Annotated in this window: 17 protein-coding genes; 10 read left to right on the forward strand and 7 right to left on the reverse strand. The window is 69.1% G+C overall.

The genetic code is table 11. From position 1 onward, the window contains the following. Positions 1-85: 85 nt before the first annotated feature. On the reverse strand, positions 86-805 hold the full coding sequence (locus tag NJQ98_RS13125; protein ID WP_262179389.1) for a ThuA domain-containing protein: 720 nt from the start codon (positions 803-805) through the stop codon (positions 86-88). Positions 806-1,363: 558 nt separating this feature from the next. On the opposite strand from NJQ98_RS13125, the gene NJQ98_RS13130 reads away from it, so the two are divergent. Together NJQ98_RS13130 and NJQ98_RS13135 are read left to right on the forward strand one after the other, a co-directional pair. Next, the gene (locus tag NJQ98_RS13130) at positions 1,364-1,972 is read left to right on the forward strand and encodes an MBL fold metallo-hydrolase (RefSeq protein WP_262179391.1); all 609 of its coding nucleotides are present in this window, start codon (positions 1,364-1,366) and stop codon (positions 1,970-1,972) included. Positions 1,973-2,022: 50 nt separating this feature from the next. Continuing rightward, positions 2,023-2,268: a hypothetical protein gene (locus NJQ98_RS13135; protein ID WP_262179393.1), complete on the forward strand. Its 246-nt coding sequence runs from the start codon at positions 2,023-2,025 to the stop codon at positions 2,266-2,268. Between the two features lie 22 nt (positions 2,269-2,290). On the opposite strand, the gene NJQ98_RS13140 is transcribed toward NJQ98_RS13135, so the two are convergent. Next, on the reverse strand, positions 2,291-2,440 hold the full coding sequence (locus NJQ98_RS13140; protein WP_262179395.1) for a 50S ribosomal protein L40e: 150 nt from the start codon (positions 2,438-2,440) through the stop codon (positions 2,291-2,293). An 84-nt stretch (positions 2,441-2,524) separates the two neighbouring features. Here NJQ98_RS13140 and NJQ98_RS13145 point away from each other — a divergent pair, with 84 nt between their 5' ends. Beyond that, positions 2,525-3,589: an enolase-like domain-containing protein gene (locus tag NJQ98_RS13145; protein WP_262179397.1), complete on the forward strand. Its 1,065-nt coding sequence runs from the start codon at positions 2,525-2,527 to the stop codon at positions 3,587-3,589. A 159-nt stretch (positions 3,590-3,748) separates the two neighbouring features. On the opposite strand, the gene NJQ98_RS13150 is transcribed toward NJQ98_RS13145, so the two are convergent. Next, positions 3,749-4,264, reverse strand: coding sequence for a DUF367 family protein (locus NJQ98_RS13150; protein WP_262179399.1), 516 nt, complete (start codon positions 4,262-4,264; stop codon positions 3,749-3,751). Positions 4,265-4,391: 127 nt separating this feature from the next. Here NJQ98_RS13150 and NJQ98_RS13155 point away from each other — a divergent pair, with 127 nt between their 5' ends. The 3 genes from NJQ98_RS13155 (at position 4,392) to NJQ98_RS13165 (ending at position 6,958) form a co-directional block, all read left to right on the forward strand. Continuing rightward, positions 4,392-5,978, forward strand: coding sequence for a redoxin domain-containing protein (locus NJQ98_RS13155; protein WP_262179401.1), 1,587 nt, complete (start codon positions 4,392-4,394; stop codon positions 5,976-5,978). Continuing rightward, positions 5,971-6,357, forward strand: a complete 387-nt coding sequence (locus tag NJQ98_RS13160; protein ID WP_262179403.1) for a nuclear transport factor 2 family protein — start codon at positions 5,971-5,973, stop codon at positions 6,355-6,357. Before NJQ98_RS13155 ends, NJQ98_RS13160 begins: the two co-directional genes overlap by 8 nt. Before the next feature lie 178 nt (positions 6,358-6,535). Then, complete coding sequence (locus NJQ98_RS13165; protein WP_262179405.1) at positions 6,536-6,958, forward strand: NUDIX hydrolase; 423 nt, start codon at positions 6,536-6,538, stop codon at positions 6,956-6,958. Here the strand turns inward: NJQ98_RS13165 and serS are convergent. Beyond that, positions 6,955-8,337 carry a serine--tRNA ligase gene (gene serS / locus NJQ98_RS13170; RefSeq protein WP_262179407.1) on the reverse strand — a complete coding sequence of 461 codons (1,383 nt, stop codon included), beginning with the start codon at positions 8,335-8,337 and terminating at the stop codon, positions 6,955-6,957. The two genes, NJQ98_RS13165 and serS, sit on opposite strands and share 4 nt — an antisense overlap. Positions 8,338-8,508: 171 nt before the next feature. On the opposite strand from serS, the gene NJQ98_RS13175 reads away from it, so the two are divergent. From NJQ98_RS13175 to NJQ98_RS13190, 4 genes are all read left to right on the forward strand, one after another. After that, entirely contained in the window at positions 8,509-8,754 is a 246-nt protein-coding gene (locus tag NJQ98_RS13175) for a hypothetical protein (protein WP_262179409.1), read from the forward strand. Between the two features lie 68 nt (positions 8,755-8,822). Further along, complete coding sequence (locus tag NJQ98_RS13180; protein ID WP_262179411.1) at positions 8,823-9,725, forward strand: MBL fold metallo-hydrolase; 903 nt, start codon at positions 8,823-8,825, stop codon at positions 9,723-9,725. Between the two features lie 157 nt (positions 9,726-9,882). Continuing rightward, positions 9,883-11,829, forward strand: a complete 1,947-nt coding sequence (locus NJQ98_RS13185) for a cation:proton antiporter domain-containing protein (RefSeq protein WP_262179414.1) — start codon at positions 9,883-9,885, stop codon at positions 11,827-11,829. 79 nt (positions 11,830-11,908) lie between these two features. Beyond that, on the forward strand, positions 11,909-12,496 hold the full coding sequence (locus NJQ98_RS13190; protein WP_262179416.1) for a DUF5789 family protein: 588 nt from the start codon (positions 11,909-11,911) through the stop codon (positions 12,494-12,496). 63 nt (positions 12,497-12,559) lie between these two features. On the opposite strand, the gene NJQ98_RS13195 is transcribed toward NJQ98_RS13190, so the two are convergent. The 3 genes from NJQ98_RS13195 to NJQ98_RS13205 all read right to left on the reverse strand — a co-directional run bounded on the left by NJQ98_RS13195 (position 12,560) and on the right by NJQ98_RS13205 (position 15,881). Further along, entirely contained in the window at positions 12,560-13,693 is a 1,134-nt protein-coding gene (locus NJQ98_RS13195) for a thiolase family protein (protein ID WP_262179418.1), read from the reverse strand. Between the two features lie 74 nt (positions 13,694-13,767). Next, positions 13,768-14,238, reverse strand: coding sequence for a pyridoxamine 5'-phosphate oxidase family protein (locus tag NJQ98_RS13200; protein ID WP_262179420.1), 471 nt, complete (start codon positions 14,236-14,238; stop codon positions 13,768-13,770). 80 nt (positions 14,239-14,318) lie between these two features. Beyond that, the gene (locus NJQ98_RS13205) at positions 14,319-15,881 is read right to left on the reverse strand and encodes an HVO_2922 family protein (RefSeq protein ID WP_262179422.1); all 1,563 of its coding nucleotides are present in this window, start codon (positions 15,879-15,881) and stop codon (positions 14,319-14,321) included. Between the last annotated feature and the right edge of the window lie 27 nt (positions 15,882-15,908).

A 15,908-nucleotide genomic window follows, 5' to 3' on the forward strand; every position in this document is an offset into this window, starting at 1 on the left:
GAACCGCCTGACGGCGCTCGCGTGTGCGCACGCGGACGCGAGCGGCCGCCGCCGAACGACCGGACTACCCCGTCGAATGGGCGGACTACCGCGACTCCGGGGCCTCGACGTTCCGGTTGCCGCCGTGGGCGTCGGCGCCCTCGCTCGGCGCGGCCCAGCGGACGGCGTTGTCCAGTACCGTCTGGATGTCCTCGCGGTGGTAGATGGGGTAGGTCTCGTGGCCCGGTCGGAGGTAGAACAGCTTCCCGCGGCCGCGGCGGTACGTACAGCCGCTGCGGAACACCTCGCCGCCCTCGAACCAGGAGGTGAAGACGAGCCGGTCCGGTTCCGGGACGCCGAAGGGTTCGCCGTAGGTCTCGGTCTCCTCGATGACGACGGACTCGCCGAGCCCGTCGACGATGGGGTGGCCGGGGTCGGTCACCCAGAGCCGCTCGCGCTCGTCGCCCTCGCGCCAGGTCAGGTCACAGGGCGTCCCGAGCAGGCGTCTGAAGGGTTTTGAGGCGTGGGCCGAGTGGAGGACGAGCAGCCCCATCCCCCCGTTGACGCGCTCGACGACCCGGTCGACGACGGCGTCGTCGACGGCATCGTGGGCGGTGTGGCCCCACCAGACCAGCACGTCGGTGTCGGCGAGCACCGACTCGGTGAGACCGTGTTCGGGCTCGTCGAGCGTCGCCGTCCGCGTATCGTGGCCCCGCTCGGCGAGTGCGTCCGCTATCGCCATGTGGATGCCGTCGGGGTAGACCTCGGCGACCGCGTCGTCCTCGCGCTCGTGGATGTACTCGTTCCAGACTGTGACTGATGGCATGGCTACGCTTGGGCCGGTGTGTGGCTAAAGGTAGTGCTTGCCTGTGGTGGCAGCTACTGTGACACTCGGCCCTACTCGCTTGCTTGTAACTGTCTGTGACCGCAACGCTACGCTTCCTTCTCTCTCGGAAGCCCTCACCCGCTCGGCGCGGCTGTGCGGGATATCCTCGCGGCGCTCGGATAGGGCCCGCGCAGCCGCGCCGACCGCGTTCGCCCTTCCAGTCCGCCAGGCACAGCGGGCCTGCCCTTCCCCGACTCAGCCGATGAAACGGCTTCGCGGCCGGGAGTGCGCTCCGTCGCACGACTCGGGGAAAGGCAGGCTATCGGGGTCGTCCCTGGCGGACTGAAAGGGCGAGACGGCTGGCGGGCGCTGTGGCGGCACTACCGAGCGAGGTATCCGTCACAGCGCCCGCGAGCTGTCGAGGGCTTTCTAGCGGTAAGTAATCGCAGTATCGACTGAGGCTACGTCGGTTCCTAGCGAGCAGTCGGGAGTCCGAACAGCCACGAGCGCCCCGAGACGTGCTAGACACTCAAGCGCGTCCCGCCACACGGATTGGACATGGAGGTCCACAACGTCACCGCCGACGCAGAGACGTTCACCTGTAACGCTTACCTCGCGCTGGGCGAGCGGACCACGCTGGTCGACGCGGGGGCCTGGGGCGGCGTCGTCGACGCCGTCCGCGACCACACCGACGACCTCGACGCGGTCGTCCTGACCCACCAGCACGGCGACCACGTCCAGGAACTCGACGGCGTCCTTTCGGCCTTCGACGCGGAGCTGTACGCCTACGCCGAGCACCCGCGCCGGGACCGCGCTATCGACGACGGCGACGAACTGCTCGTGGGCGACGAGACCTGCGAGGTGGTGTACACGCCCGGCCACGCCGACGACCACGTCTCGCTGGTCTCGGCGAACTCGCTGTTCTCGGGCGACGTGGTGGTCCACGACGACGGCGCCTTCGAGGGCGGGTCCTTCGGCCGGACCGACCGGCCGGGCCAGTCGCGCGAACGCGAGATAGAGAGCATCGAGCGGCTGCTCGACCGGATGCCCGACGGCGTCGAGGGGATGTACTCGGGCCACGGCGGCGTCTTCCACGGCGACGTCCGGGGCATCGTCGAGAAAGCGCTGGAGCGGGCCCAGCGCCGCGAGCCGAAGTACCCCGAGTGACGGCTCGATATCGGCGTAAGCTTCTACATATCGGAAGAGAAGGGTCGCCCATGTATCGGCGGACACTCGCCGGCTCGGGCCTGGCCGCCGCCGGGCTCGTCCTGGCCGATATCCAGCTCGTCCACGCTATACAGCGGACGGACATCGCGGTCGACGCCGCCCCCCTTCGCCGCGATGGGGCTGGCCTACGCCGGCTACTGGCTGGCGCGCGAGACACCGTCGAGGAGACGGCGGCGCGGGTCGTCGCTCACGCGACGGTTCGGCTGGGCGAGCTCGCCGCTCGGCCGGAGGGGTAGCGGGAAACAGAGAACGGGAAAATCAGGCGGAGCGGGTCTCTTTGGCCTTCGGACGGAGGTTGCCGTAGCCGCACTTCCGGCACTGCTGGGCGCGCTGTGGGTTGCGGGCGTTACATCGCATGCAGATCTGCTTGTTCAGGATTCGGTCTGACGCTTGCTCGAAACTGGCCATATCCTGGGTTCCCTGTCCGTGCGTTTAAGCTTTGAGTTTCGGGCCGACGCAGTTTTTTACCCGGTCGGTCCCTCTCTCCTGGCTATGTACGACCGCGTTTCGGACCTCCCCCTGACCGTCCGGGACTGTGCCTTCGAACTGCGCGAGCGGGCGACCTCCAGCGGGTTCGACCGCGCGACGACCACTATCGCGCTCTCGGGCGACGGCGAGACGGGGCGGGGCGAGGACGTGACCTACACGAACGAGGCCCACCACGCGCTGGCCGACCACGCGGTCGACCTCTCGGGCGAGTACACGTTCGACGAGTTCTCCGATACGCTCGACGACGCCGACCTCTGGCCCGAGCCGCCCGACGAGGAGCGCTTCCGTCACTACCGCCGCTGGGGCTTCGAGAGCGCGGCGCTGGACCTGGCGCTCAAACAGGCCGACACGTCGCTGGGCGAGGCGCTCGGGCGGGCCTACGACCCCGTCGACTTCGTTGTCTCGACGCGTCTGTCGAACCCACAGGACGACGAGCCACCGACGACCGACCGGCTCGACGCCCTGCGCCGGATTCACGACGACCTGGCGTTCAAGCTGGACCCGACGCCCGACTGGGACGGCGACCTGCTCGCCTCGCTGGCCGACTACGACGTTCGCGTGCTGGACCTGAAGGGGCTCTACGAGGGGACCGAGGTCGACATCGAGCCGGACCCCGATTTCTACCGCCGGGTCGCCGACGCACTGCCCGACGCGCTGCTGGAGGACCCGAACCTGACCGACGACACCCGCCCCGTCTTCGAGGGCCGGGAGGAACGCGTCACGTGGGACGTGCCCATCACCGGCGTCGAGAGCATCGAGGCGCTCCCGTTCGAGCCGTCGGTCCTCAACATGAAACCGTCCCGCTGTGGCACCGTCGAGTCCGTACTCGACACCATCGCCTACTGCGAGCGCGAGGGCATCCAGCTGTACGGCGGCGGGCAGTTCGAACTCGGCGTCGGCCGGGACCACATCCAGGCGCTGGCGTCGCTTTGCTACCCGGACTCGCCGAACGACGTCGCCCCGGGCGGCTACAACGACCCCGAGGCGGGCGCGGGGCTGCCGTCCAGTCCGCTGGCACCGCCGGCCTCCCCCAGGGGTATCGGGACCGGTTTCGGCCCTGACACGTGATGGGTGGGTTACATTACTTCCGGCGTGGTACTGTCTCACATGTACTGTCCAGACTGCGACAGGAAAATCGAGGACGAACTCGAAGCCCACGCCCGCCACGCGTGTCCGTACTGCGGCGCGGGGCTGCTCGAACCGACGGCGCGATAGCCCAGCGGGCGGCTACTCCTCGACGAGGTAGTCGTCCTGCACCGCGACGACCTCGGCCGAGTCCGCGCAGTCGGCGTACCGTTTGAGGGGCTCCTCGTTGAGTTCGAGGAAGGTGTGGCCCCAGGAGAACTTCGAGAGTATCTCCTCGGCCTGGGCCCGCTCGCCGAGGATACAGAGCGCGCCGGCGAACGCCTCGACGGTGTTTAGCTGGAACGGGGTCCCGTAGTTGACGGGGTTGCCCGCGACGAGGAAGGGCAGCGACCGGTGGACGCCCTGGAGGTCGAACGCCTCCCGCTCGGCGGTCTCCCAGGAGCAGTCCAGCGCGACCAGCCGCCCGTGGCGGGCGCCGTCGCCCGCGGTCGGCGCGTCGGCGGGCGAGAGCGCCTGGTCGGCGAAGGGGTTGAGGACGATGCCCGGCGGCGTCGAGCGGGTCGCTCGGTGGAGTTCGGCCAGGTCGAACCGGGCCAGCTTCCGGGCGCTGCATTTGTCGGGGTCGTCGTCGCCCTCGTAGCGAACGTGCAGGTCCACGGTGGCCCTACTGCGGCGGCGGGCAAAAGCCGCTCGGTACCCCGACGGCCGCCCAGCGCCGTCGAGGACCGTTTTCTCGCTCGATTTCGCACCAGCGCTTAAGTGTCGACGGACCGATTGTCGTCGTGTGCTTTCCGAGGGGGCGGACGCTCCGGGGTTCGAGCTGCCGGCACTCGTCGACGGCGAGGAGCGACGCGTCGCGCTGTCGGAGTATCTCGGCGACGACGCCGTCATCCTCGCGTTCTACCCGGCCGATTTCAACCCCGCCTGCGACGAGGAGTCCTGTGACCTGGACCGGCTCGACCTCTTTACGATGCAGAAGGACGTACGCATCCTCGGTATCAGTCCGGACTCGGTGTACAGCCACCGGGCCTTCACGGCCCAGTACGACCTCACGGTCCCGCTGCTGGCCGACACGGACGGCGAGGTCGCAAAGCGCTACGACGTCGACTTCGTCGACGACATCGGCCAGTCGCTCATCGAGCGGGCCGTCGCCGTCGTCGGCCACGACGGGACCATCACGTACAGCTGGTCCACCGACGACATGACGGAGCTGCCCGCGGTCGAGGAGATAACGGACGCGCTGGCGGAGACGGGCGGCGACGACACCGCCTTCGCCCGTTATCGGGTCGGCCACGCCCACTACACGGAGGGGCGTCGGGCCTTCACATCGGCGATGGAGGCCTTCCGGCAGACGGAGTGGGTGATGGCCCAGCACGACTTCCAGCAGGCCCGCGAGGAGTTCGAGGCGGCCGCCGACCGGTTCGACACCGCCGTCCGCTTCGTCGACGACGGGTCGCTGACCCCCATCTACGAGGGGGCACACGAGAAGGCCACCGCCCTGTGGCAGGCCGCCGACTGGCTGGTCCAGTCGGCCAGCGCCTACTCCAGCGGCAGCGGCAGCGAGGGCGAGGAGCTACGAGACGACGCCGAGATTCCCCTCTCGACGGTCCGGGAGTACCGGGAACCCCCCGACCCCGACGGCGAGTGGCCCCCCGAGATGGAGACTCTGGAGAAAGACGAGCCCGACGACGCCACCGTCCTGCCGACGGAGGCCGACGACGAGGACGCCGCGCTGACGGTCGACATCGACGCGGCGGCCGAGGCGACCGACGCCGAGGCGACCAGCGACGAGACGGGAGCCGAGCCGGCGCCGGACCGGCGGCGCGAGCCCGGGACCGCCGACGGCGCGCCGACAGCCGCAGCCGACGGCGAGCCGGTCGAGGACGACATCGACGACGAGGAACTGGCCGAGATTCAGGCCGAACTCGCCGCCAACCACCCCGACTCGGAGCCCTCGGCGGCGGAGGTGACCGAGGAGTCGACCGCCATCGTCGAGGCGCCGCCGATGGGCGACGCCGACGACGAGACTGACGAGAGCGACGGCGTCCCCGAGAAATCCACGTCTATCGTGGACCCGCCCGCGGGCGCGTCGGCCGACGAGGCGGATACGGCGTCGGAGCATGGCGACGAGCCCGGGGCGGCCGGCGACACGACTGACGGCCCGGCTCCCGACGCCGGGGACGGCCGCGCCGACGAAGCCACTGCGATGGAGTCCGAGGGGCCGGACACCGACGACGCGCCCGACCTCTCGCTCGAACTGGCCGAGCCCGACCCCGAGCCCATCGACGCTGACGACCCGCCGGCCGACGAGTCGGAGGCGGCGTCGGACGAACCGAGCGAGGCCGACGGGGGAGCCGGCGCCGATGAGTGACCCGCCGACGGCGCCGACCGCCCAGGCCCGGGCGTACTACCGCGCGCTGGACGAGGCCGACTACGACCTGCTCGCGGCCCTGCTCGCCGAGGAGTTCGTCCACGACCGACCCGACCGCACTATCGAGGGCCGGGAGCGGTTCGTCCGGTTCATGCGCGAGGAGCGGCCCCAGACCGACACCACCCACCCCATCGACGCGGTGTTCGAGGCCGAGGGCGCCGGGCGCGGACCGGGCGACCACTCCGACCGACGGCCGGACGGCACCGTCGCAGTGCGCGGGCGCCTGCTCGATGCCGACGGCGTGCCCATCGTCGGCTTCGTCGACGTCTTCGCGTTCGCCGCCGGGGGGATTAGGCGGGTCGAGACCTACACGCGGTGACGGGGACAAGACATATATCGGACTGGCCGCGATTTCAGACACCACATACCATGCGTACCGACAGCATACCCCGCTCGGTAGGGGGACGATGGCGGCGGCTGCGGTCGTTCAGGCTCCCAATAACTATCTCCTACTCCCCGGAGTAACGGCCATGGTGAACGGGTCCGCGTCGCGACAGATGGGTGAGCCACTCGCCGGGCGGTTCGAGCCGCGAACGGGCGCGAAGGCGCTGGTGACCGCTGAGGACGCCGTGTTGCTCGTACAGGAGCGCCACGCCGACGGCTCGCCGTTCTGGACGCTCCCCGGCGGCGGCGTCTGCGACCACGAGTGCCCCGCCGAGGGACTCGAGCGGGAGCTGGCGGAGGAACTCGACTGTCGGGCGCGAATCGACGACCCCGTCTCGACGTTCTGGTACGCCCACGACAGCCTGGCCGCGCCGCTGTCGGTGTACACGGTGTTCGACTGCTCGCTGCTCTCCGAGCCGGCGCCAAACCCCGACGAGGGGGTCTTCGAGGCCAAGTGGGTCGAGCCCGAGGCGCTGCCGCCGGCGACGCTCCCGCAGGTCCGCTATCTCTGTTCGGACGCCGTCGCGAGCGACTAGTCCCGCTCGCCCGACCCGACGGCGCTCTCGCCGATTGGCGCCGACCCCTCGATTACTTCCTGACCGCCCATGTAGGGCCGGAGCGCCTCCGGGACGGTGACGGTGCCGTCCTCGTTCTGGTAGTACTCCAGAATCGCGACCATCACGCGGGGCACGGCCAGCCCGGAGCCGTTGAGCGTGTGGAGGTAGTCGGCCGACTCGTGGCGCTCGGGCCGGTAGCGCAGGCCGGCCCGCCGGGCCTGGAACCCCTCGAAATTCGACACGGAGGAGACCTCGAGCCAGCGCCCGCCCACGTCGGGCCCGTCGTCCATGTCGTCGCCGGGCGCCCACACCTCGATGTCGTACTTCTTGGCCTGGGTGAAGCCCATGTCGCCGGTACACATGTCCAGCACGCGGTAGGGCAGGTCGAGTTCGTCCAGCACGGCGCTCGCTTCGTCGAGCAGCCCCTCCAGGCGGTCGTAGCTGTCCTCGGGTCGGACGAAGTTGACGAGTTCGACCTTGTGGAACTGGTGGACCCGGACGTAGCCGCGGGTCTCGGTGCCGTGTTCGCCGGCCTCCCGCCGGAAGTTCGGCGAGAAGGCCTGGTGTTTCACCGGCAGGTCGTCGTCCAGCAGAATCTCGTCGCGGTACATGTTGGTGACCGGGACCTCCGCCGTCGGCAGCAGCCAGAGGTCGTCCTCGTCGATGTCGTCGTCCTGGCGGGCGCCGACGCGGTAGGCGTCCTCGTCGAACTTCGGGAGCTGGCCGGTCCCCTCCATCGACGCGGAGTTGACGGGAATCGGCGGCAACACGTCCGAGTACCCCTGCTCGCGGTGCACGTCGAGCATGAACTGGACCAGCGCGTGTTCCAACCGGGCGCCCTCGCCCTTGACGAACTGGAAGCCGCCGCCGCTGACCTTCGCGCCCCGCTCGAAGTCGAGGATGTCGAGCTCCTCGCCGAGGTCGTAGTGGGGAACCACGTCCTCGGGCAGGTCGCGCAGGTCGGCAAAGCCCTCGCGGTAGCGCTCGACGTTGTCGCTCTCGTCCTCGCCCGTCGGCACCGACTCGTGTGGGACGTTGGGAATCTCAAGTAGCGCGTCTTCGAGTCGCGATTCGAGTTCGTCCGCCCGCTCCTCGACCTGCTGTAGCTCCTCTTTCAGCTCGCTGGACCGTTCGATGGCCTCCTGGGCGGCCTCCTCCTCGCCCTCCTGTTTCAGCTCCCCGATTTTCGAGGACACTTCGTTGCGTTCCTGTCGCAGCCCGTCGCCTTTCGCCTTCAGTTCGCGCCACTCTTCGTCGATGGCCAGAACCTCGTCGAGGTCCACGCCCGTGACGCCCTTGCGCTCGATGGCGTCACGCACCGTCTCGGGGTTCTCCCGGACGAACTGTCTCGATAACATGGTCGCCGGTTCTCGACGGTCGAAATTAGGCGTGTCGGTCCTAGCAGGAGCCGTGTGAGTCGGCCGTGCTCCCGGATTCGTTTGTTGCCTCTGATGGTGGCACTCGGCCGCCGTCGCACGCAGCCCCAAACCGGATACGTCTGGCCGTCGACTGTTCACCGGAAACGTTCAATGAGTGTACTGGATTCGTTCGGTGCGTTGGTCAGTAGTATCATCGCGTCAATCGTCCTGCTGGTGTTTGCCATCGTGAGCTTCTTCGTCACGGTGTTTATCGTCCAGGTCGGCGCCGGGCTGGCCGGCTACTCGCCGAGTGGCGACTTCATCGTTCTCTCCGCGGCGATTCTGGCGACCGGCGCCATCGTCGCCGGTGCGACGCCGATGTCGAGCCTCGCCGGCGTTGAAGAGAGCGAGCGGTAACGGCCGACGCTCCCGCCGGAGTGCTGGCGGGACACAACCGTTTTCCACCCCGGCAGCCACGTTTCGGTATGGCAATCGGTGACGTGTACGACGCCGAGGACTGTGCGGACGTCCACTACGTCGACACAGGGATGTACGACGCGCCCGAATACGGCTCGGTGTATATTATCGACGCCGAGCGGCCGGCGCTCGTCGATACGGGTATCGGCACCAACTACGAGACCATCCTCGATGCGATGGACGAGGTCGGTATCGCCCCCGAAGCGCTCGACGTGATGGCGCTGACACACGTCCACCTCGACCACGCCGGCGGGGCGGGCTACCTGGCGGAGGCGTGTCCGAACGCGACGGCGTACATCCACGAGTTCGGCGCCTCCCACCTGGCGGACCCGACGCGGCTCTGGGAGGGGACCAAGGAGGCCGTCGGCGACCAGGTGCAGTACTACGCCGAGCCGAAACCGGTGCCCGAGGACCGCATCGTCGAACTCACTGACGGCGACGAAATCGACCTGGGCGACCACACGCTCGAAGCCCACCACGCGCCGGGCCACGCGCCGCATCAGGTGATATATCACGACCCCGCCATCGACGGCGTGTTCGCGGCCGACGCCGCCGGCCTCTTTACCCCCTCGGTGGGCGAGATAAACGTAACGAGCCCGCCGGTGAACTTCGACCTCGACGGGGCGCTCGCCGATATCGAGACGATTCGGGAGCTCGACCCGTCGACGCTGCTGTACGGCCACTTCGGGGCCGAGCGGACGGGCGACCGGCTCGACGAGTACGCCGAGAAGCTGGACGCGTGGGTCAGTGCCGTCCGCGAGAAACGCGCCGAACTCGGCGACGACGCGGCGGTCGTCGACCACTTCATCGAGACCCTGGAGATGCCCGCCGTCTGGGGCGACCACAAGGCCCGCGAGGAAATCGCGTTGAACGTCCGCGGCGTGCTCGTGATGCTCGACCGCGCGGAGTGACCGCCGGCCCCTGATTCGTCCTGGCGGTTTCTGCGACACTGACGTGGGCGACCGTGGGATACTCCCAGCACGAGCCCTGTCGCTGGGTTTCGGGTTACCGGAAGTGAGTGCGTTTATAAGTTCCGCTGCCGTTGGGCCGAACAGATGGAGGACAGTAGTGGCTGGTAGTTCCGGACTCCTGATTCCGCTGGTAGCCGGCATCATCGGCCTGGGCGTGGTGGCGCAGGTGCTGGCCGCACGCCTGCAGGTGCCGAGCATCATCTTCTACCTGCTGGTCGGTGTCACTATCGGGCAGCCGGGTCTGGGTATCATCGGTCGGGGCACCTTCGGCAACGCCTTGCCAGGTATCGTCGGGCTGGCGGTCGCTATCATCGTCTTCGAGGGGGCCTACCACCTCCGCTTCGAGCGGATTCGTGAGGCCCCGGCGGCGACCTTTCGGCTGGTGACGCTGGGCGCGGCCATCGCGCTCGTCGGCACCGCGGTCGCCGTCTACTTCGCCTTCGACTCCCCCGCGGTCACCTGGGAACTGGCCTTCCTCATCGGCGCCCTGCTGGTCGCGACGGGGCCGACGGTCATCACGCCAATCCTGCAGGTCGTCCCGGTGCGGGACCGCGTGGCGACGGCGCTGGAGACCGAGGGTATCGTCAACGACGTGACCGCCGCCATCATCGCCGTCGTCGTCTTCGAGACTATCAACCCCGCCACCGAGAGCGACGGCCTCCTGCTCGCCTTTACCGAACGGCTGGGGACCGGGCTGCTCATCGGTCTCATCGTCGCCGGCGTCCTCTACTACGCGCTGCAGTACGTCGACCTCTCGCCGGGCGACGCGCCCCGCAACGCCCGCTTGCTGACGCTCGCCGGCGCGCTCATCGCCTACGCCGCCGCAAACACCCTGGCGACCGAGGCGGGCGTCGCGGCGGTCGCGACCGCCGGCATCGCCCTCGGCAACACCGACCACCCCTACGAGGCCGACATCGAGTCGTTCAAGGGCGACATCACGCTGCTTGTCCTCTCTTTCGTCTTCATCGCGCTGGCGGCCCAGCTCAGCCTCCAGTCGCTCATCGACGTGGGGCTTGCGGGTATCATCGTCGTCGTCGCGGTGGCGCTGGTGATACGCCCGCTGCTCGTCTTCGTCTCGACCGTCGGTGACCGCTTTACCCGCCCGGAGAAGCTGTTCATCAGCTTCGTCGGGCCGCGGGGTATCATCCCCGCGTCGGTCGCGACGCTGTTCGCCGTGGAGCTGAACGACGAGGCCGCCGTGCTTCGCGAGGAGGCGGCGGAACTGAGCGGTGCGGAGGCGGCGCGGCTCACGGCCGAGGCCAGCACGCTGTCGAGCCAGGCGGATATCCTGCTCGGGACCGTCTTCCTGGTCATCTTCGCGACGGCGATGCTGGAGGGCGGGCTGGCGCGGACGATCGCGGAAAAACTGGATGTAATACCAATGCGAGTCATCATCGTCGGCGGCGGAAAGGTGGGCCGGTCGCTCGCCACGCGCCTCGAAGACCGGGGCGAAAACGTCGTCATCATCGAGGAGGACGAACAGGCAGTCGAACGCGCCCGCAACGAGGGGTTCGCCGTCGAAATCGGCGACGGCACGGACACCGACGTCCTCCGCTCGGCCGGGGCGGAAAACGCAAAGACAGTCGTGGCCGCGACCGGCGACGACGACGCGAACCTGCTGGTCTCGCAGCTGGCCAGCTCGAAGTTCGACGTCGAGCGGATCATCGCCCGCGCGAACAACCCGGACAACGTCGAGGCCTTCGAGGACCTCGGCGTCCGTACCATCTCCTCCGCCATGGCGACGGCGTGGGCCATCGACAACCAGATCGAACGCCCCGCCATCGCCCAGTGGATGACCGACGTCGGACGCACCGGCGACGTCCAGGAGGTCGAGGTGAAAAACCCCGACCTGCTGGGGAAGCCGGTCCGCGAGGTCGGGCCGATGCTGCCCGAGGCCTGTCTCATCGCCCTGGTCAGCGGCGACGACCACGAGGAAGCCGAGGTCCCCACCGCCGACTACGTCCTGCAGGAGGGCGACATGGTGACGCTGCTGGGCCGTCGCGAGTCGGTGCGTGACGGCATGACGCTGGTCTCACAGACGTAGCGGCCGGAGTTTTCTGCCGTCGCCCGCGGCTTGCATATCCAGCCACAGGGTTATCAGGTTGGGAATCCAAAAGTTCAGGATGGCAGACAATAAAGACGGGCGAGACAAGCAGGCCGACGACGAGCGGCGACGACAGCGCAAGCGCGACATCGTCGCGGAGCTGGAACGGGGCGACGAGACGGAGCCGCCGCTGGAACCCGAGGCGCTCGACGAACTCGAACCGGAGCTGGAGACGCTGACGTTCCCGGCGACGGGGGCCGACGTTGTCGACGCGGTGGGGGACCGACCGCTCGGACCCGCGACTATCGCGGACTTCCTCCCCGAGACCGACACCGAGACGTTCGAGGACCCCGAGGCGGTGCAACTGCGTCTCCAGCGCCCCACCATCGCGGGCGCGATGAAGCGGGTCATCGAGGCCAACGCGACCGTCTCGAACGACCGGCTGCCCGACTCCCAGCGGGAGGCCTACGAGCGGACCTTCCGGGAGCTCAGGGACATCGACGCCGTCGACGAGGACGAGGCCATCGGGACCGTCGCGGACTGGGCCGTCGAGCAGATAGACGAGAAGGGGAAAACCCCCGGGTCGCGGGCGGTCCGCCGGCAGGCCGCGAAGGTCTGCCGGGCGAACGGTTACGAGGTCCGGAACGACGAGTGGCTGGGCGTCTGAGCCGCGGGCACTCGTCGTAGACTGTTTCGGGCTATCGCCGATTCCGGCGTCGGCGAATAGGTATCAGTTCCGGTGGAACTCGATGGCCGCGCCCTGTCCGAAGCCGACGCACTCGGTCGCCAGTCCGAGTTCGGCGTCCCGCCTGTTCATCTCGTGGACCAGCGTCACCGGGAGCCGCGCGCCCGAGGCCCCCAGCGGGTGGCCGATGGCGATGGCGCCGCCGTTGACGTTGAAGCTGTCGTCGTCGAACCCCAACTCACGCTGGCAGTAGACGGTCTGGGCGGCGAAGGCCTCGTTGAGCTCGACGAGGTCGTAGTCGCCGGGCGCCCGGCCGGTCCGCTCCGTGAGCTTGCGAACCGCCGGCACCGGGCCGATGCCCATCACCGTCGGGTCGACGCCGACGACCTCGTGGGCGCCGACTTCGGCCAGCACGTCCAGCCCGTTCTCGTCGGCGAACGCCCGGCTGGTCACGACCAGGCCGGCCGCGCCGTCCGAGACCTGCGAGGCGTTGCCCGGCGTCACCGTGCCGTCGGACTTGAATACCGTCGGGAGGCCGGCGAGCGTTTCCAGCGACGTGTCCCGGCGGATGCCCTCGTCCTCGGTGACTTCGCCCTCGTCCGTCTCGATTTCCACCAGCTCGTCGTCGAAGCGACCCGAGTCCGTCGCGTCGGCGGCCCGCTCGTGGCTGCGTAGCGCGTACTCGTCCTGGCGCTCCCGGCTCACGGCCTCGGTCTCGGCGACCTTCTCGGCGGTCATCCCCATCTGGAGCTCGCCGACGTTGTAGTGTTCGGCCAGGCGCGGGTGGACGTTGTGGGTGTTCTCGCCCATCGGGACCCGCGACATCGACTCGACGCCGCCCGCGATGAGCACCTCCCGCTGGCCGGCCGCGATGGCGTCGGCGGCCCGCATCAGCGCCTCCGCGGAGGAGGCACACCAGCGGTTGATAGTCGACGCGGGGACGCGCTCGCCGAGGTCCGACAGCAGGGCGATGACCCGGGCGACGTTGTTGCCCTGTTCGCCCCGCTGCTGGGCACAGCCCCACAGCAGGTCGTCGACGGCGTCGGGGGCGACGCCCGTGCGGTCGAGTAACTCGTTCACCAGCGGAACCGAGAGGTCCTCGCTGCGGACGCCCGCCAGCGCCCCGTCTTCCTTGCCCTGTGGGGTCCTGGCGGCGGCGACGATAACCGGTGTTGACATGGCCGCTACAACGACCGCGGTCGTGTTAAACCCTCACAAACTCGGCGCCACGGGGGAGCCGTTGTCGGCCCGCCTCAAGCGTCCGTGGCCGGGTCGAACCCGGGCGGGAGCCCGGTGTGTTTGTAGCCGCTCCACTCCTCGACGCCGAACCGGTAGACGGCCACCGCCTCGGTCTCCATGGCGGCCTCGACGACCGCCGGGCGCCACGCCGTCGCAAGCACCGAGTCGATGTCGTCCCACTCGCTTTCGGGGACGGCCTCGACGGTTCCGGAGAGCAGGACGCTCTCCCAGTTGAACGGGCTCTCGGCGGCATAGACCAGAAACCCGGCGCGGTCGGTCGCCTCGATGAGCGTCCGCTTGCGGCTGTCGGGACCGCCGACGAACGCGAAGTACAGCGTCGACCCGTCGTCGTACCTGAACGACATCGGGAGCAGATACGGGGTGCCGTCGGTCGGGAGCCCCAGCACGCCCATCTTTTGGTTCGTCAGGAACGCCCGAATGGCGCCGTCGTCCATCTCGGTCAGCTGCATCCTTTCAATTGTCATATGAATGGAACTTCGGCGCAACGGAGAATAAGTGGTTCGGCGGTTCCCGGCCCGCGGGAGCCGACACCGCAAACGTCGATTTACTCGGACTGCTCGGCGCCGGGCCCGTGGCGCTTGACCCGCTCGATGCTCTCGACGGCGGCGCTTCGCTTCGGGAACCCCTGGCCGCCGTCGGCCATGATCTGCCCGTTTCGGTGGCGCAGGCGCCAGCGCCACTTCCCGCCGTTGTCCTCGTATATCTCGAAGGCGGCGTTGCCGACGGTCAGCAGGTCCGCGTCGGCGGCGTAGCTCTGGACTCGCTCGACGGCCCTGACGGCCTTGTTACGCTCGGTGTACCCCTCGCCGCTGTCGGCGACGATACCCTCGTCGTCGGTGAGCCGCCAGCGGAACTCCCCGCCGCTGTCCTCGTACACCTCGAAGCCCTCCCCGACGGTCGCGTCGGGGGCGAGCGTCCTGACTTCGTCGGCGGCGCGGCGGGCCGCGGCCCGCGTCTCGTACCCCTCGCCGCTGTCGCCCAGAATCTCGCCGTTCTTGTGGAGCAGGCGCCAGCGATAGCGGCCGGCCCTGTCAGCGTACACCTCGAAGGCGACCGGGTCGACTCGCAGGTACGCCGCGCCGGGGACGTAGGCGCGGACGCCCTTGAGCGCCCGCCGGACGTTGGACTTCGAGGCGTACCCCTCGCTGCCGTCCGCCAGCACGTTCCCGTTGTCGTGACGCAGCCGCCAGCGGAACTCCCCGCCAGCGTCCTCGAACAGTTCGAAGGTGGCCTGGCTCTCGGGAGCCGGCACTTCGGGGACGTCCTCGACCGTGTCGTCCTCCGTGGCGTCCTCCAGCAGGACGACGGCGCCGCCGGCGGCGTTGGTCTGGACGCTTCGCAGCCCCTGCATCGCCTTCTGGCGCGAGGCGTACCCCTGTGCGCTGTCGGCGATGACGTTGCCGTTGCGGTGGCGCAGGCGCCAGCGGTACTTCCCGGCCTTGTCCTCGAACATCTCGAAGGTGGCCTTGCTCTCCATCGCGGCGGCGATGGCCGCCTGTGCGGTGTCGAGTTCGGCCTCGGTCGCGTCGACCAGCGCCGAGAGGTCCTCCCGGGCCGACTCGCTGGCGGTCAGCTCCTCGGCCAGTTCCGCCCGCTCGACCTCGGACTGGGCGGCCGTCTCAGTGGCCTGTTCGGCCGCCGCCGTGGCCTCGGCGGCGGTCTCCTGGGCGCGCTCGTAGGCCTCCGCTCGCCCTGTCAGCAGGGGCGCGACGACGGCGCCGACCGCCGCCAGCGCCAGCCCGCCGATGTACAGCGTGACCGCGGGGTTCCCCTCCGGGCCGGACCAGCCGGCCGGGTAGATGAGAGAGAACCACAGCGTCGCGGCCAGACAGACCAGCGCGGCCGTATACGAGACGAACAGCGCCGTCCGCGACAGCGGCAGCCGCATCGTCGGGCCGACGAAGAGCGCGACCACGCCGACCGCGGCGAAGACGTAGCCGAACTCCCGGAGCCCCGACCGCGAGGGCGAACCGTAGAACAGCGCCAGTCCGAGGACGCCCAGCACGATACCCACCACGAACAGCCAGTAACCGTACACTTCGTCGTCCGTGGTCGGTGTCCCGATACGACCGCGATACACCCTAGATAACGGTCCATCTGATGCCATAGTTCCTTTTTCACACACCAGGGATAT

The sequence above is a fragment of the Haloarcula laminariae genome (assembly GCF_025457605.1).
Lineage (GTDB): Archaea > Halobacteriota > Halobacteria > Halobacteriales > Haloarculaceae > Haloarcula > Haloarcula laminariae.

Excerpts from the sequence above, each read along its gene's own strand:
- NJQ98_RS13125 (WP_262179389.1), bottom strand. The coding sequence starts at position 805 with ATGCCATCAGTCACAGTCTGGAACGAGTACATCCACGAGCGCGAGGAC.
- NJQ98_RS13130 (WP_262179391.1), top strand. The coding sequence starts at position 1,364 with ATGGAGGTCCACAACGTCACCGCCGACGCAGAGACGTTCACCTGTAAC.
- NJQ98_RS13135 (WP_262179393.1), top strand. The coding sequence starts at position 2,023 with ATGTATCGGCGGACACTCGCCGGCTCGGGCCTGGCCGCCGCCGGGCTC.
- NJQ98_RS13140 (WP_262179395.1), bottom strand. The coding sequence starts at position 2,440 with ATGGCCAGTTTCGAGCAAGCGTCAGACCGAATCCTGAACAAGCAGATC.
- NJQ98_RS13145 (WP_262179397.1), top strand. The coding sequence starts at position 2,525 with ATGTACGACCGCGTTTCGGACCTCCCCCTGACCGTCCGGGACTGTGCC.
- NJQ98_RS13160 (WP_262179403.1), top strand. The coding sequence starts at position 5,971 with ATGAGTGACCCGCCGACGGCGCCGACCGCCCAGGCCCGGGCGTACTAC.
- NJQ98_RS13165 (WP_262179405.1), top strand. The coding sequence starts at position 6,536 with ATGGGTGAGCCACTCGCCGGGCGGTTCGAGCCGCGAACGGGCGCGAAG.
- serS (WP_262179407.1), bottom strand. The coding sequence starts at position 8,337 with ATGTTATCGAGACAGTTCGTCCGGGAGAACCCCGAGACGGTGCGTGAC.
- NJQ98_RS13175 (WP_262179409.1), top strand. The coding sequence starts at position 8,509 with ATGAGTGTACTGGATTCGTTCGGTGCGTTGGTCAGTAGTATCATCGCG.
- NJQ98_RS13180 (WP_262179411.1), top strand. The coding sequence starts at position 8,823 with ATGGCAATCGGTGACGTGTACGACGCCGAGGACTGTGCGGACGTCCAC.
- NJQ98_RS13190 (WP_262179416.1), top strand. The coding sequence starts at position 11,909 with ATGGCAGACAATAAAGACGGGCGAGACAAGCAGGCCGACGACGAGCGG.
- NJQ98_RS13195 (WP_262179418.1), bottom strand. The coding sequence starts at position 13,693 with ATGTCAACACCGGTTATCGTCGCCGCCGCCAGGACCCCACAGGGCAAG.
- NJQ98_RS13200 (WP_262179420.1), bottom strand. The coding sequence starts at position 14,238 with ATGACAATTGAAAGGATGCAGCTGACCGAGATGGACGACGGCGCCATT.
- NJQ98_RS13205 (WP_262179422.1), bottom strand. The coding sequence starts at position 15,881 with ATGGCATCAGATGGACCGTTATCTAGGGTGTATCGCGGTCGTATCGGG.